Below are 15,192 nucleotides of genomic sequence, written 5' to 3' on the forward strand. Positions count from 1 at the left end.
TCTCCTCTACAGCTGGGCAAGGGCGGTGCGAATGTGGTTCAGGATGCGCGAGGCCGACGTCGGGGTGTCGCCGGGCCCGGGGTCGGCGGCTGAGGCCGCGGCGGCCCGGGTGTGCACGAACGCGGCGGCGGCAGCGGCCTGAGCGGGCGGCAGGCCCGATGCCAACAGCGCGCCGATCATCCCGGACAGCACATCTCCGGAGCCTGCGGTGGCGGCCCATGATCCGCCGGCCGGGTTGAGGTAGACCTGCCCGGACGGATCGGCGATGACGGTGACGTTGCCCTTGAGCAACACGGTGGCCCCGAAGCGGTCGGCCAGCTCGCGGGCCGCGCCGACCCGGTCGAGTCCGGGCGGGTGCCCGGCAAGCCGGGCGTATTCGCCGGCATGCGGGGTCAGCACCGTGGGTGCGTTGCGGTCGGCCACCAAGGCCGGGTGGGCCGCCAAGATGGTCAACGCGTCGGCGTCGACGATCACCGGCAGATCGCTGCCGAGTGCGAACCACAGCGCGGCGGCAGCCTGTTCGCCGGTGCCCAGACCGGGACCCACGGCCCAGGCCTGCACCTTCCCGGCAGCCGCCGGACTGGGCGCGGCAACAACTTCAGGCCAGTGCGAAACCACTTGGGCATCAGCGCTTCCGGCGTAGCGCACCATGCCGGAGGTGGCCGCCACCGCCGCCCCGGCGCACAGGATCGCCGCACCCGGGTAGGTCGCCGAGCCCGCCAGGATTCCGGTGACGCCCTGGGTGTACTTGTCGTCGCGCGGTCCGGGCGCCGGCCAGCAGGCCTCGACGTCGGCGGCAGTCAAAGAGTGCATGTCGGTGTCGGGCAGGTCCAGGCCGATGTCGACGAGCTCGACCCGCCCACACTGCCCCAGTGCGTGCACCGGTTTGAGGCCGCCGAAGGTGACGGTGAGAGCGGCGTGCACCGCGGGACCTTCCGCCGCACCGGTGTGCGGATCCAGGCCACTGGGGATGTCGACGGCCACCACCGGAATGCCCGCCGCCTCGACCCCGGCGAAGACCGCCGCGGCGTTGGGCCGCAACGGGCCTCGCCCGGAGATGCCGACCACTCCGTCGATCACCAGATCTGTTGCGGGCGGCACGCTGTCGACGATCCGGCCGCCGGCACGCCGAAAAGCCGCGAGGCCTTTGGCGTGGGCGCGCTCGGGCTCGAGCAGGATGGCGCTGGCCGCTGCGCCGCGGCGGCGCAGCAGGGTGGCCGCCCACAGCGCGTCGCCGCCGTTGTCGCCGGAACCCACCACCGCACACACGTGGCGCCCGGTTGTTCCGCCGGTGCGCGCGACCAGTTCCCGCGCGATCGCGGTCGCCAGCCCGAACGCGGCTCGGCGCATCAGCACCCCGTCGGGCAGGCTCGCCAACAGCGGAGCCTCGGCAGCGCGAATGACCTCAACGCTGTAGTAATGCCGCACGTGACCTCCTCGCCTGCTCGCGACTGTCAGGCTAGTGGCCGCCGACGACGTTCGGGTGATGTCGTGGCGGATGGCTCAAAGTCAGCGGGTAGCAGCACAACCCGATGACCAACGCGGCGGCGTGGCCGATCGCGGTGAAGTCGGGATCGAGGAGCAGGGGCACGGTGAAGATGAGGATCAGACCGGCCAGGTAGACCCAGCGCCACGGCCGACGGATGCGGTAGGTGAGCACCGCCATCACTCCCACCAGGAAGTAGCTGACGCCGATGTCGCGGGCGTAGGTCAACCGCTCGGATTCCCGGTGCAGGTGGATCAGCGCGTAGAGCGCTCCCTCGCTGACATAGGTGGCGCCGACGTGGGAGATCAATCCGACCATCAGCCAACGCAGGTGCCCCAGCCAGTGTTCGGCCGGCGCCAGGAACAGGGTGAACAGCACCAGGTACGGCGAGAAGTCCTTGCCGTCGATCCACAGCAGGCTGGAGACCAGCACCTCCAGCGGGTCGGTGGCCAGATGGTGCAGGTTGGTGGATTGCTCGACGAGCATGCTGTACAGGCGCTGGCCGACCAGGTGCTGGATGACGGTGGTGAGTCCCAGCACCGCCAGCCACAGGTAGGTCAGCGGCGCGGTGTGCACGAAGTGCCACACCGCGGCCAGCCGCGTTCTGACGTCCACCACGGCGTACAGCGTCGCACGCTCATCGCAGGCACGGACAGACCGTCCGCTGATAACCTCTGTGAAAATCGGGCCATCCGCCTGCGATCGGCCTCGACGGGATGTGGGGGCATTCATGAGCGAACCGCACGGTCCGATACCGAATCCGTACCAGCAGCGGCCCCCCTACGCGCCGATGAACCAGCCGCTCGGCCCGATACCGGGCGGGCAGTTCCCCCCGCCGCTGCCGCCTGGGCTCGGTGGCCCCCCGCCGGGATCATCGGGGCCCAACCGGAAGATGTGGGCCCTGTTGGCCACGGTCGCCGTGGTTGCGGTGATCGGCATTGTGCTGACTGTGACGCTGTCCGGGCGTGGTCACCACGACACCGCCAAGCCCGCCGCGAAGACGGCGACCTCGACAACTGCCTCGCCATCCCCCGAGAAGCCACCCGTGCCGGTCTCCAAGCTCGAAGGGCTGCTGCCTCGCCAAGAAGCCCTCGCCGGGGCGGTGGCCGATCCCGAACTCGGTCTTGTGATGAGCGGTGAGGCGATGGACGAGGTCACCGTGGTGGACACGGATTGCCAGGGCATCAGTTCGGTCGCCTCGGGACCCGTCTACGCCGGTTCGGGTTGGACCTCGATCCGCTGGCAGCGCTGGTACAGCCCGCCCGACATCGACACCCCCGAACTCAAGCACGGCCTGTTGGTATCGGTGGTGATGTTTCCGCGCGCGGAGCACGCGCAGGCGTTCTACGCGAAGCAGAGCGACAGGTGGAAAAGGTGCGCGGGCCGCACCATGAACATGACCGTGACCAACGGCGACAACGAGCCGCGCGTTTTCTGGACCACCACCGAGGTCACCGAGTCCGATGAGCTCGTCAAGACGACGGCGATCAGTGAGGGTGGCGGCGGTTGGTCATGTCAGGACGCTCTGACCATCCGTAACAACGTGATCGCCCAGGCCGATGTCTGTGGGAACAGCATGCCGGCCAACGCGGCGCAAGACATTCTCAACGGCATCACCTCGAAGGTCGACGCGGCCGGGTGAGTCGATCCCGCCGGATCCCCGTCATCGATTCCTTGATCGGGCACCGCGCCTCGCGTATCGTCCGACTCAATTTCGCGTCGCACAGTAGCGATACGGGGAGAGGTCGAGCCGTTGCGCAACCGCTACGCCGGAGAACCGTTCACCACCACTGCGTCTGACATCGCCGCCGCCCTGGAGCAGGTGTCTGTTCCCACCCTGTTGCTGTCCTGCGTGCATATCACCGGCGACCCCCGATTCATCCGGGACTTCAAGCAGAACGGGCTCTTCCTCAACGAGATTCAGGGGTTCATGTCCGAGGAGGACAAGGCCCGCGCTCGCGCCGAAGCGCTGCCGGTGATTGTCGACTACCGCGACCGCGGCTGCCCGCAACCCGCTCCCCTACCCGCCGAGCTGATCAAGGAGATGATGGACTGGGCGGCCTGCGAGACCGTCCCGGATGCCTACCTGGGGCTGCTCGCCGAAGAACTCGACCTCGACGGCGTGGACCCGCGCAGCCCTGCGCCGGTGGAGCACGCGGCGGAGCTGTCGGTGGTGGTGATCGGCTGCGGCGAATCGGGCGTGCTGGCCGGAATCCGGCTGTCGCAGGCCGGCATTCCCTTCACAATCATCGAGAAGAACGAGGGGCCGGGCGGAACCTGGTGGGAGAACGACTATCCGGGCGCCCGGGTGGACGTCGCGAACCACTTCTACTGCTACAGCTTCGAACCCAACAACGACTGGGGACACTACTTCGCCGAACAGCCCGAGTTGCGGGCATACTTCACCGACCTGGTCACCAAACACGGCCTGAGCGAGCATATTCGGTGGGGCACGGAGGTCACCGACGCCGCGTGGAACGAGGACACCGGAACCTGGACGGTCACCACCCGAAGCGCCGACGGTTCGGTGTCCACCCTGGTGTCGCGCGCGCTGATCACCGCAGTCGGTCAGCTCAATCGACCGCATCTGCCCGACCTGCACGGGGCGGACAGTTTCGCCGGGCCGGCGTTTCACTCCGCGGCGTGGGACCACAGTGTCGACCTGGCCGGTAAGCGTGTGGCGCTGATCGGGGCCGGCGCCAGCGGATTTCAGATAGCACCCGCGATAGCCGACACGGTGGAGCACCTCACGGTGTTTCAGCGCACCGCACAGTGGATGTTCCCCAACCCGATGTATCACGACGCCGTCGAAGACGGGGTGCGATGGGCGTTGCGGCACCTGCCGTTCTACGGCCGCTGGTACCGCTTCCTGCTGCTGTGGCCGGGCGCCGACAAGGGCCTCGAGGCCGCCCGGGTAGACCCGGACTACCCCGATCAGGACTATGCGGTCAGCGAGCTCAACGCCCTGGCCCGGCAGATGTTCACCGGCTGGATCACCGACCAGGTGGGCGACGACGACGAGCTGCTGGCCAAGGTTCTGCCGGACTATCCGGCGACCGGCAAGCGCACCCTGCAGGACAACGGCACCTGGCTGGGGACCCTGCGCCGTGACGACGTCGAACTGATACGCACCCCGATTCGCGCGATCACCCCGCGGGGTGTTCAGACCTCAGACGGTGTCCACCACGACGTGGATGTGATCGTCTACGCCACCGGCTTTCGGCACACCGACGTGTTGTGGCCGATGCGTATCACCGGCCGCGACGGCGCCGATCTGCACGAGCTGTGGGGCAGCAGGCCGTACGCGTACCTGGGTATCACGGTGCCCGGCTTCCCCAACTTCTTCATGCTCTACGGGCCCGGCGCACATCTGGCGCACGGCGGCAGCCTGATCTTCAACTCCGAGTTGGAGATGCGTTACATCGACGCCTGCCTGGCCAAGCTCGCCGCCGAACGACTGCACTCGATCGAGCCGACCGTGCAGGCCGCCACCGAGTGGCATCAGGCCACCCAGGCCGCGATCGCCCAGACGGTGTGGGCGCATCCGGCCGTCAAGTACTCCTACTTCAAGAACGACGACGGCGAGATCCACACGGTGAGCCCGTGGCGGCTCGACGAGTACTGGTCGGCGGTGCGTGAACCGGATTGGTCGCAGTTCGTCATCGCACGGTGGCGCTGAGTTGAGCGGAGTCGCCGTCACCGGATCGGCCGAACCTTCGTCCAGAGCTCGCGAAACCTCGTCACAGCAGGGCACCGGCATCGGTAGCATCCCTGAGAATGTCGCAGAGCTTCCCTGAACCGAAACCGCCGATCTCGCGAGGAGATCTCGCGGCGTCCCTGTCCGTCCTGGTCCTGACGGTCATCGGCAGCGGTGTGGCGGCGGTTCTGGGACTGTTCATGATGGCCTTCACCGACTACTGCCCGCCTGCGACCTGCAACCTCGATGCCGGCGTCACGGTGATCATGATCGGGTTCGCAATTGCCGCAGCAGTCGGCGTGACCGGAACGGTCGTGACCATTGTTCGGCTGGTGCAACGTAACCCGGCCTGGCCGTTCGCCGTAGCGACCTTGGTGCTGACCGCCGCGGCGTGTGTTGCGGGCATTGCCGGCTATATCGCCGAGGTCGGCGGCTGAGCCGCTGGGGCGGTGGCCTGATTGCGCTGCCGCCCAAGGGTGTCAGCCCGGTCTTACGGGCTCGGTTCGGTGTCGCGCCACCAGCAGTAGATGAACACCATCATCGACATCACCAGCGCCACAATCACCCAGAGCGTGACGGTGACGTCGATCCACGAGCCGATCGGCGGGGCATCCGGCAGCGCGTTTCGCAACGGCACCACCGCGAACAGCATGGCGGCGTACCACGTCGTCATCGGCGGCTGGAATTTGCGCCAGCCCAAAAACGTCAGGTTCGCGACCACCACCGCCACCACAGCCAACGCGATCAAGACGACGACGATCACGGCCCCGAACGCCACGGTGCTCGGCGACCGGTGCAATGACACCCGGTAGGGGCCGGTGTCGCGGTCGGCGGCGATCTCATTCTTCCAGCCGGCGATGTGGTCGATGAACGTCACCGACATCCGTTCCGGCAGTGCGGCATCCCCGCGCAGGACGTCGACGGTGATCGGCCCGGTCTTGTAGTGATCGAACGGCCACTTCGCCGAATTGCCGGAGATGGTCAACGGCACCGGAAACTCGCCGGGCACCATCCCCTTCGTCCAGCTGCGCTTGGTCGGGGTGACCGCGGAGTGCACCGCGACGCTCACGTCCTGGGTGAGGCCGTGAGTGACCGGGTCGAGCAGCCCCGGTCCCGGGGTGAGGGTGACCTTGCCGGTCAGGGTCCCCTTCACCGTCTGGAGATCTTCGATGTCGATGGTGACGGCCGTTCCATCCGACGACTCCACAGCTTCGGTCAGGTGGCGCGGGCATCCACACCCCGCCCGCTCATACAGCTTGACGGTGACGAAGTAGGACGCGACGAAGAAGATCGTCATACCGATGATCAGAAATAGCCTGGGCCGGTTGAAGTGAACGGCAGGATCCACGTTGGCCAAGACGGTTCTCCCTCACTCAGTCAGCCCGGCGATCGACCACAACGGCTGCATCGTCTCATCGTCACCGCGACTGCCGCCGAGTTTTCCGCCGACGAGCGACACATAAATGGGTCTGAGGCAACCACATCCGGTGCTGTCCCGCAATCTGCGGCGCGTCAGAAGACCTCGCTGTGCGGTGCCGAGATCACGAACCCGTGCGTCACCGGCGAGCCGCCGCCCTCGGCGCCGCTCTCACGCGCAGCCTTTAGCACACACGCGACATCGGTGCCCAGCGGCGCGCCGCACACCAGTGACTCGGTGGGCGAGAAATCCCAGAACACGATCTTGTGGCCGGGAAACAACATGATCGACGGAACCTTCGCGGGGTCGCCGAGCAGCCCGGTGGGCGCCGTCGGCAAGAACTGGGCCGGGCCGCTGCCGTCCGCAGAGACAGTTCCCAGACTCACCAGACGGGTCCCCGCCGGGACGCCGACGAGGTTTCCGGCGCAGGCCACACTGTGCGTCACCTTCCCGCGGCTCTTACGGCAGGCCAGACCTGACGGGGTGGTGAACGCCAGATCCGGGATTCCGGTGAGGTCGGCAACCGTGCCGGGCAACGGCCCGCTGTCGTCGAAGAGTGGGCCGAGGTCGGGAACCTCGTTTGCCGCAGCGGCATTGGGGACCTGAGTAAGCACCGCCATGGTGGCGCACGCCATCGCCAACAATCCTCGCACTGAAAGCTCCCGCTACTCGACGGTGACTGACTTAGCCAGATTACGCGGCTTGTCCACGTCGTAGCCGCGAGCCTGCGCCACCCCGGCAGCGAACACCTGCAGCGGGATGGTCGACAACAACGGCTGGTACAGCGTTGACACCGCAGGGATTTCGATCAGGTGATCGGCGTAGGGGCGTACCGTCTCGTCGCCCTCCTCGGCGATCACGATGGTGACGGCACCGCGGGCCTGGATCTCGCGAATGTTGGACAGCAGCTTGGAGTGCAACATCGCCGCGTTCTTGGGCGACGGCATCACGACGATCACCGGAAGGTCGTCCTCGATCAGCGCAATCGGGCCGTGCTTGAGTTCGCCGGCGGCAAAGCCTTCGGCGTGCATGTAGGCCAGCTCCTTGAGCTTGAGCGCACCTTCCAAGGCCACCGGGTAGCCGACGTGGCGCCCGAGGAAGAGCACCGCACTCGACGACGCGAACTGACGCGCCAACTCGGCGACCGAGTCGATGCCTTCCAACACATGCGACACCAACTCGGGCATCGCCTCCAGTTGCCGGTACTCGCGCTCGACCTCGTCGGGGTACTTGGTGCCACGAGCCTGCGCCAGCGCCAGGCCGACCAGGTAATTCGCGGTGATCTGCGCCAGGAAGGTCTTCGTAGACGCGACACCGATCTCCGGCCCGGCCCGGGTGTAGAGCACTGCGTCGCACTCCCGCGGAATCTGCGATCCGTTGGTGTTGCAGACCGCGAGCACCTTGGCCTTCTGTTCCTTGGCGTGCCGAACGGCCTCCAGGGTGTCGGCGGTTTCGCCGGACTGGCTGATCGCCACCACCAGGGTGCTTCGGTCCAAAACCGGGTCGCGGTAGCGGAATTCACTGGCCAGCTCGACTTCCACCGGCAGCCGCGTCCAGTGCTCGATCGCGTACTTGGCCAACAGGCCGGAGTGGTAGGCGGTGCCGCACGCCACCACGAACACCTTGTCGATCTCGCGCAGTTCCTGATCGCTCAAGCGCTGCTCGTCGAGCACGATCCGACCGTCTTCGAAGTGCCCCAACAGAGTTTCGGCCACTGCAGTGGGCTGCTCGGCGATCTCCTTGAGCATGAAGTACTCGTAGCCGCCCTTCTCGGCGGCAGACAGGTCCCAGTCGATATGGAAGCGCCGGGCGTGGACAGCGTCGTCATTGCCCGCGAAGTCGGTGATGCGGTAACCGTCGGCGGTGATGACCACCGCCTGGTCTTGGCCCAGCTCGACGGCTTCGCGGGTGTACGGGATGAATGCCGCCACATCCGAGCCCAGGAACATCTCGCCGTCGCCGATACCGACCACCAGCGGAGTGGATCGACGCGCCGCCACGATCGTGCCCGGCTCATCGGCGTGGGCGAACACCACAGTGAAGTGGCCTTCCAGCCGGCGCAGCACCGCCAGCGCCGAGGCCACGAAGTCCCCGGCGGTGTCGCCGGACTGGTACTCCCGCGCCAGCAGGTGGACGGTCACCTCGCTGTCGGTCTCGCTGGAGAACTCCACCCCGCCGCGTTCCAACTCATCGCGCAGCACCGCGAAGTTCTCGATGATGCCGTTGTGCACCACGGCGAACTTGCCGGACGCGTCGCAGTGCGGGTGGGCGTTGAGATCGGTGGGACGGCCGTGGGTGGCCCACCGGGTGTGCCCCAACCCGGTACCCCCGACCAGCAGTGCGGGATCGGTCGCGGCCAGTTCGGCTTCCAGATTGGCCAGCCGGCCGGCCCGCCGCCGGACAGTCAGCTGCCCGATCCCGTCGACCACGGCAACGCCCGCGGAGTCATAACCGCGGTATTCCATGCGGCGAAGGGCCTCGACGACCACGTCGCAAGCAGGGCGCTGCCCGACGTAGCCGACGATTCCACACATAGCTGTTCAGGGTAGTGCACCGGCGGCCCGCCCCAGACAACCGCGCAGGTCAGTGGCATCCGGGCTATGCGCCGAGACTCTCACTCCCCGGGGCGATCATCCCCCGCCGAGTGCTACCAGGCACCGCTGAACAGGTCGGCCACCCAGGACAGGTCGAAGTCGGTAGCCGCCCCGAGATCCGGAACCTCGACAGGAGGCCCATCGAAGTCCAAGACGCCGCTGAGCACCTCCGCCAGCACCTGCTCCAAACCGATCAGCGCGCCGGCCAGCCCGACCCCGTGAGCGAGGAAGGGCAGCTCCAGTTCGAGCGGATCGGTGATACTCAGGGTCAGGCCCAGCGAGTTGAGGATCGAGCCGCCCCCCGGAATGGCATCGCCGAAGGTTCCGAAGTCGGTCGGATCGGCGCCGACAACGCCGGGAGTCAGGAGTCCGCCGAAGGCGAAGCTCAGCGATGTGATGTCGGCACCCTCCGGGAGCAGGCCGGCCTCGCTGACCACGGGGATCAAGAAGTCCAGATTGAGGGTGGCGCCGTTGAGCCAGCCGTTGAACATGTTGGCCGGGATGTTGATCAGCTCCTGCAGCACCGCCATGGCGTCCGGATCCTCACCGCCGAGATTGGCGCCGATGGCTTCGACACTGTTGGCCAACGCCACCAGCGGCGCCACCGACGGCCCCAGAGCTCCGATCAGGACCCCGGACAGTGGTGATGCCAGGAAGTTGACGATCTCCGGAATCGGTTCCGGGATCGTCGGGAAGAGGTCAGGAGCAAGTTCGCCGGCCTGATTGGTCAGGATCGGGAACAGCAGAGCGTGGGTGGCGTCGACGGTGGCATCGCCGTCGGGTCCGGCACCGTTGAGCGTCCATGCGGTCAACGGGTCGATGAACGTCTTCTGGTCCCCGGCGAGGAAGGTCAGCGCAGCACCCAACTGCTCCAAGTCCATGTTGAGGTTCTCAGGGTCACTCAGTACCTCATCCAAGGCACTGTTGGCGTCCTGCGCCGCGGTCTGCAAGTCCGCGAGGTTGGCCTGCGCGGTGGCGATCGCGTCGGACCAAGCGCCTGTGAAGTCCAGATCGGCGGTCAGAGCGACATCGTGCATCGCATGAGCCTCGAGCATCGGCGTGGCCACCGGCGTAACCGTGATCATGCCGGCCCCTACCAGCGCAACGCCGGCGGTGACAAAGGGACGAAGTGTGGAATTCATTTGTGTAGCTCCTCAACATCAGATGACGCGACCATGGAGACAACTCAATGTGAGGAAAACCATATCTAATAAAAACCTGTGACACAAGGTTTGAATCTCGAATTATCTATTTTCTTGCGGGAGCCGCGGCACGATGCGGATATCTCCGACTCGCACATTCTCGGACTGCCCCGGGCATTGCGGCCAACCCGGCTCGGAGGCGGACTGCAGCGGTTATGTTTGGGACTCCCGCGCACACCCACGGCGGGGCCGGCCAGAACACGACGGTCTAGGTGACGACATGCCCCACGACGATGCAGCCACCCCACGCACGCTGGTGGACCTACTGGGTCGACAGGCCGACCGCTCCCCCGACAAGGTCGCGTTCGTGTTCGACCCAGACGGCGCAGAGGAACAGGGCCGGCTGACCTATGCCGAACTTGACCGCCGCGCGCGGGCGATCGCAGCGGGCCTCCAACAACAGGGAGCGGCGGGACGTCGGGTGCTTGTCGTCTGCCGACCCGGCCTGGACAGTGTGGCCGCCTACTTCGGCTGCCTGTACGCCGGTGCGGTGGCCGTGCCCGTACAGGACCGGATCGGCCGGCTGGCGCTGATTGCCCCCGATGCGCGAGCCCGTCTCGCCTTGGCGGACGCCACGACGCAGGACCGAATCAGGTCGCAGGTAGACGGTCTGACCAGACGCCCGCTGCAGTGGCTGGCCCCGGAAGACCCCGGCGCCGACCCAGACCAATGGGAACCACCGGACATCGACGGTGACACCGTCGCCACGCTGCAATACACCTCAGGGTCCACCCGAGCACCCAAAGGTGTGGTCCTGACGCACGCCAACCTGCTGGCGAACCTGGCCGCGATCGGTGAGGCGTGGGGCGGCGACGGCCATGCGATCACCGTGTACTGGCTGCCGCAACACCACGACATGGGCCTGATCGGCGGCATCTTGGAGATGATCTACGTCGGCTGCACCACGGTGTTGATGTCGCCGGCCGCGTTCATCACCCGCCCGATGCGGTGGCTGGAGGCCATGTCGAAGTACCGCGCCACCGGAACCACCGCCCCGAATTTCGCCTACCAGCTCTGCGTCGAACGCAGCACCGCCGAGGAACGCGCGGCGCTGGACCTGTCGCACTGGTCAACGGCGATGAACGGGGCCGAACCGGTCCAGGCCAGCACCCTGCGCGCCTTCGCCGAAGCATTCGCTCCCGCCGGATTCCGGCCGGAGGCGTTCCTTCCGGTGTACGGCTTGGCCGAAGCCACCCTGCTGGTCTCGGGCGGATCGGACTCCGCCGCGCCGGTGATCCGACGTATCGACCGCAATGCGCTGGGTGAGGATCGGGTCGTCGAGATCGCCGACGCCGCCGACGATGATCCGGGCTTGGTGGAGTTGGTCGGGTGCGGCAAGCCCCGCGGCGGTCAGCAAATCGTGATCGTCGATCCAGAGACTCGCCGGCGCCGCGACTCCGAGCAGGTCGGCGAGATCTGGGTCTCCGGTCCATGCGTCGCCCACGGCTACCGCGGCAAGCCGGAGGACACCGAGCAGACGTTCGGCGCCTACCTGGCCGACACCGGCGAGGGGCCCTACCTGCGCACCGGCGACCTGGGCTTTATGCGAGCAGGCGAGGTGTTCATCACCGGGCGTTGCAAGGACCTGATCATTCTCCGAGGCAACAACTACTACCCCAACGACATCGAGAAGACGGTCCAGGGCAGCCATGCAGCGCTGTTGTCCGGTCGCGGGGCGGCCTTCTCGGTGACGCCCAAACCAGGGGCCGGCGAGCAGCTCGTGGTCGTACAGGAGACCGGAGCCGCCGGTGACGCCGCAGCGTTGGCCGGCGTACCGGAGGCCATCAACGCCGCCATCGACCGCCACCATGGAATCGGGGCCCACGCCGTGGTCCTGGTGAAACCGGGCTCGATCCCGACCACCTCCAGCGGCAAGATCCAGCGACTCGCCGCCCGGCAGCAGTTCCTCGACGGGGGGTTCACCGCGGTGGCGCAGTGGCGCGCGGCGCAGGACTCCACCGGCGGTCCGGCTGAGCCCCTGGCGGCGGCCCAGACCGCTGCGGCGGCGCAGCGGGCGGTGGCACTGCAGTACTGGAAGGCACGGCAGGGCTGAGGGATCAACACGCGCGCCGACGTGCGTTACGGTCATCAGATGGCCAGCATCAAGCGTCTTTACGCCTCGTTGACCCGACCCGGACCGCATCGTGTCCTGCGTGGGGATCTGGCCTATGCCGGCCTGGCCGGGGTGGTGTACACCCCGGCTTCCGGATACCGGCTTCCCGCGGTGGCCTTCGGCCACGACTGGCTGACCGGCGCGGAGCACTACGCCGGACTGCTGGAGCACCTGGCCTCATGGGGCATCGTGGCGGCGGCTCCTGACACCGGGCGGGGGTTGGCGCCGTCGGTGCTGGACCTGGCCGCCGACCTGGGCCGGGCCCTGGAGATCGCCACCGAGGTCCGGTTGGGGCCGGGCCGGATCAGTGTCGACCGCAATCGGCTCGCAGTGGCCGGCCACGGGTTCGGTGGGTCGGCCGCGGTGTTCGCCGCGACCACCTTGTCGGTGACACCCAAGGCCGTGGCGGCGATCTTCCCGAGCGCCACCACGCCACCCGCGGAGCAGGCGGCGTTGACGCTGGATGTGCCGGGCGTGGTGTTCAGCAGTCCGGGCGACCCGAAGGACCTGCGTTCCAACGCGACCGCGCTGGCGCATGCCTGGCAGACGTCCACCCTGCGGGTTGTCGACAAGGTGTCACCGGCCGGGCTGCCGCAGGGCCGCCGGCTGACCCGGTTCTTCGGCCTACCGACCTCGGACCGGCACTCCCAGCGGCGGGTACGGGCCCTGCTGACCGGATTTCTGCTGGCCCAGCTGGTAGGCGACAAGACCTTCCGGGACTTCGCAGACCCCCAGGTCCACCTGCCTAAGACCAAGGCGCTCGACGCCCTGCCGGAGCCGGTGAGCCCGGAGGAGAAGGTCGCCGCGCTCTTCAAGTAGCTCACCCTGCGGCGTCCGCTGCATCCAGTCCCGCCGCTGCCATCGTGAACTATCCCCCGGCGCGCAGTCGCACCGTGGACCGCTCGACCCCCGTTTGGCAATTCCGTTCATATAAGTGCACTTACCTGCACGGATATGAAATTATTGGGAACAACGGAAAATGCTCGAATTCCGGCGAGAGCGGCGCAAATACCTCAAATCCAGTTGACAGTTAACTTGTGAGCTTTTGGCATCCGGATTCTCATGTGGATCTGTTGCCATCATGAGCGCCCCAAGCGCCTCTTCGGTGGACTTCTTGCAGATCTCGGTAGCCAACTCTCGACAAGCCAATACCCCGCCGGGTCGCCGAGGCTCGCGCTCTTACAACTCGGCTATGCGCCGGGCCGACGGCCGCGCCGGTGGTTGCCGGCGTGCCCGGACTGCGCCCTGACCGGGGGTGCCGGTACCGGTGGCGGCACCGCCCGGGCCTGCCGCACCTCCGGCGGCCATGCCCCTCGCCGACGTTGACGGAGGCACCCCCCGGCGCCCGCGGCGCCAGTGCAGCCCTGACCTGGGCCCCTGTACGTCGATGGAACCCGACACTATTGGTGACCTCTTGGACTCGCGTTACTGCGCTGCCGCGCGCGCCTGGCCCTAACCGTGAGTAACTTTAAGATGAAAATATCTTCCTGCGATAATTTTCAATCATTTTTGCAGGTCAGAGTCGTTCACCTCTACTTATATCGCGGCACGGCATAATTGTTCCCTGAGAGTGAACGGGAGTCCTGTTCCTGATACGGATGGCCTTTGGCCCGATGCCTGGTATGAGTGGAGGGTGCGAATCGGTATACAGCTGTCCTATGCGGGCGGGTTCAAGGAAGCGGCGGAACGGGTTGTTGAGCTGGAGCGTGTCGGGATCGAGGTAGTCGCCGTCGCTGAGGCGTACTCGTTCGACGCGATCAGCCAACTGGGATACCTGGCGGCGAAGACCTCGCGAGTCGAGCTGCTCACCGGGGTCCTGCCGATCTACACCCGCACGCCCGCCCTGCTGGCGATGACGGCCGCCGGTTTGGACTACGTCTCCGACGGCCGCTTCGCCCTGGGTCTGGGCACTTCGGGGCCCCAGGTGGTGGAGGGCTTCCATGGCGTGCCGTTCGACGCACCGCTGGGCCGTACCCGCGAAGTCGTGGAGATCTGCCGGAAGGTGTGGCGGCGTGAGCGCCTGCGCTACGACGGAAAGCACTATCAACTGCCGCTGCCCGCCGAGCGCGGCACCGGGCTGGGCAAGTCCCTGCAGCTCATCAATCATCCGGTACGCGAACGCATTCCGATCTCGATCGCCGCGTTGGGCCCCAAGAACGTCGAACTGACCGCCGAGATCGCCGACGGTTGGCAGCCGGTTTTCTTCTATCCAGAACGGGCCGATGACGTGTGGGGCGAGTCCCTGAAAGCCGGTGCGGCCAAACGCGATCCGGCACTGGGGCCGCTGGATGTCATCGTGGGGACGACACTGGCCATCGGCGATGACGTCGAGGACCGGCTGGCGTGGGTGAAACCGCAGCTGGCGCTGTACATCGGCGGAATGGGGGCCAAGGGCCGAAATTTCTACCACGACCTGGCCACCCGATACGGCTTCGGCGATGTCGCCAACCGCATTCAGGAGCTGTACCTGTCCGGTCGCAAGGCGGAGGCGATCGACGCCGTGCCCGACGAGCTGGTGCGCAACATCTCACTGGTCGGGCCGCGCGGTCTGGTGGCCCAGCGGCTGGCGGCCTACGCCGAGGCCGGCGTGACGACTCTGCTGGTCGCACCGTTGGCAACCGACCCGAGCGAAGTCCTGCGCTACGTCGAGGAGCTGCGCGCCCTGGTGCCATCCTGACCTGCC

At 67.1% G+C, this 15,192-nt stretch carries 12 protein-coding genes; 6 read left to right on the forward strand and 6 right to left on the reverse strand.

Annotated features, from left to right (window positions below; genetic code table 11):
- Positions 1-6: 6 nt before the first annotated feature.
- Positions 7-1,428 (reverse strand): bifunctional ADP-dependent NAD(P)H-hydrate dehydratase/NAD(P)H-hydrate epimerase, encoded by a 1,422-nt coding sequence (locus AWC18_RS13995; protein ID WP_064997748.1) that lies wholly within the window; start codon positions 1,426-1,428, stop codon positions 7-9.
- A 31-nt stretch (positions 1,429-1,459) separates the two neighbouring features.
- Positions 1,460-2,104, reverse strand: coding sequence for a rhomboid-like protein (locus tag AWC18_RS14000; RefSeq protein ID WP_064997749.1), 645 nt, complete (start codon positions 2,102-2,104; stop codon positions 1,460-1,462).
- 112 nt (positions 2,105-2,216) lie between these two features.
- Between AWC18_RS14000 and AWC18_RS14005 the strand changes: the two genes are divergently transcribed.
- The 3 genes from AWC18_RS14005 to AWC18_RS14015 all read left to right on the forward strand — a co-directional run bounded on the left by AWC18_RS14005 (position 2,217) and on the right by AWC18_RS14015 (position 5,620).
- The gene (locus AWC18_RS14005) at positions 2,217-3,128 is read left to right on the forward strand and encodes a sensor domain-containing protein (RefSeq protein WP_085139131.1); all 912 of its coding nucleotides are present in this window, start codon (positions 2,217-2,219) and stop codon (positions 3,126-3,128) included.
- A gap of 111 nt (positions 3,129-3,239) precedes the next feature.
- Positions 3,240-5,165, forward strand: coding sequence for a flavin-containing monooxygenase (locus tag AWC18_RS14010; RefSeq protein ID WP_085139132.1), 1,926 nt, complete (start codon positions 3,240-3,242; stop codon positions 5,163-5,165).
- A gap of 98 nt (positions 5,166-5,263) precedes the next feature.
- Entirely contained in the window at positions 5,264-5,620 is a 357-nt protein-coding gene (locus tag AWC18_RS14015) for a hypothetical protein (RefSeq protein ID WP_085139133.1), read from the forward strand.
- Positions 5,621-5,673: 53 nt separating this feature from the next.
- On the opposite strand, the gene AWC18_RS14020 is transcribed toward AWC18_RS14015, so the two are convergent.
- From AWC18_RS14020 to gjpA, 4 genes are all read right to left on the reverse strand, one after another.
- Positions 5,674-6,480, reverse strand: coding sequence for a DUF4436 domain-containing protein (locus AWC18_RS14020; RefSeq protein ID WP_085139149.1), 807 nt, complete (start codon positions 6,478-6,480; stop codon positions 5,674-5,676).
- Positions 6,481-6,695: 215 nt separating this feature from the next.
- Positions 6,696-7,253: a hypothetical protein gene (locus AWC18_RS14025; RefSeq protein WP_234806529.1), complete on the reverse strand. Its 558-nt coding sequence runs from the start codon at positions 7,251-7,253 to the stop codon at positions 6,696-6,698.
- Between the two features lie 12 nt (positions 7,254-7,265).
- Positions 7,266-9,134: a glutamine--fructose-6-phosphate transaminase (isomerizing) gene (gene glmS / locus AWC18_RS14030; RefSeq protein ID WP_085139135.1), complete on the reverse strand. Its 1,869-nt coding sequence runs from the start codon at positions 9,132-9,134 to the stop codon at positions 7,266-7,268.
- 113 nt (positions 9,135-9,247) lie between these two features.
- Entirely contained in the window at positions 9,248-10,336 is a 1,089-nt protein-coding gene (gene gjpA / locus AWC18_RS14035; RefSeq protein WP_064997755.1) for an outer membrane porin GjpA, read from the reverse strand.
- A 280-nt stretch (positions 10,337-10,616) separates the two neighbouring features.
- Here gjpA and AWC18_RS14040 point away from each other — a divergent pair, with 280 nt between their 5' ends.
- From AWC18_RS14040 to AWC18_RS14050, 3 genes are all read left to right on the forward strand, one after another.
- Positions 10,617-12,449: a fatty acyl-AMP ligase gene (locus tag AWC18_RS14040; RefSeq protein WP_085139136.1), complete on the forward strand. Its 1,833-nt coding sequence runs from the start codon at positions 10,617-10,619 to the stop codon at positions 12,447-12,449.
- 39 nt (positions 12,450-12,488) lie between these two features.
- Positions 12,489-13,328: a dienelactone hydrolase family protein gene (locus AWC18_RS14045; protein ID WP_085139137.1), complete on the forward strand. Its 840-nt coding sequence runs from the start codon at positions 12,489-12,491 to the stop codon at positions 13,326-13,328.
- A gap of 814 nt (positions 13,329-14,142) precedes the next feature.
- Complete coding sequence (locus tag AWC18_RS14050; RefSeq protein WP_085139138.1) at positions 14,143-15,186, forward strand: LLM class F420-dependent oxidoreductase; 1,044 nt, start codon at positions 14,143-14,145, stop codon at positions 15,184-15,186.
- The last annotated feature ends 6 nt before the right edge of the window (positions 15,187-15,192 follow it).

Source organism: Mycolicibacter nonchromogenicus, assembly GCF_002101775.1.
Taxonomy (GTDB): domain Bacteria; phylum Actinomycetota; class Actinomycetes; order Mycobacteriales; family Mycobacteriaceae; genus Mycobacterium; species Mycobacterium nonchromogenicum.

Bases quoted from the DNA above. Each gene is read 5' to 3' on its own strand.
- AWC18_RS14005 (WP_085139131.1), top strand. From the start codon at position 2,217: ATGAGCGAACCGCACGGTCCGATACCGAATCCGTACCAGCAGCGGCCC.
- AWC18_RS14015 (WP_085139133.1), top strand. From the start codon at position 5,264: ATGTCGCAGAGCTTCCCTGAACCGAAACCGCCGATCTCGCGAGGAGAT.
- glmS (WP_085139135.1), bottom strand. From the start codon at position 9,134: ATGTGTGGAATCGTCGGCTACGTCGGGCAGCGCCCTGCTTGCGACGTG.
- gjpA (WP_064997755.1), bottom strand. From the start codon at position 10,336: ATGAATTCCACACTTCGTCCCTTTGTCACCGCCGGCGTTGCGCTGGTA.
- AWC18_RS14040 (WP_085139136.1), top strand. From the start codon at position 10,617: ATGCCCCACGACGATGCAGCCACCCCACGCACGCTGGTGGACCTACTG.
- AWC18_RS14020 (WP_085139149.1), bottom strand. From the start codon at position 6,480: ATGACGATCTTCTTCGTCGCGTCCTACTTCGTCACCGTCAAGCTGTAT.
- AWC18_RS14045 (WP_085139137.1), top strand. From the start codon at position 12,489: ATGGCCAGCATCAAGCGTCTTTACGCCTCGTTGACCCGACCCGGACCG.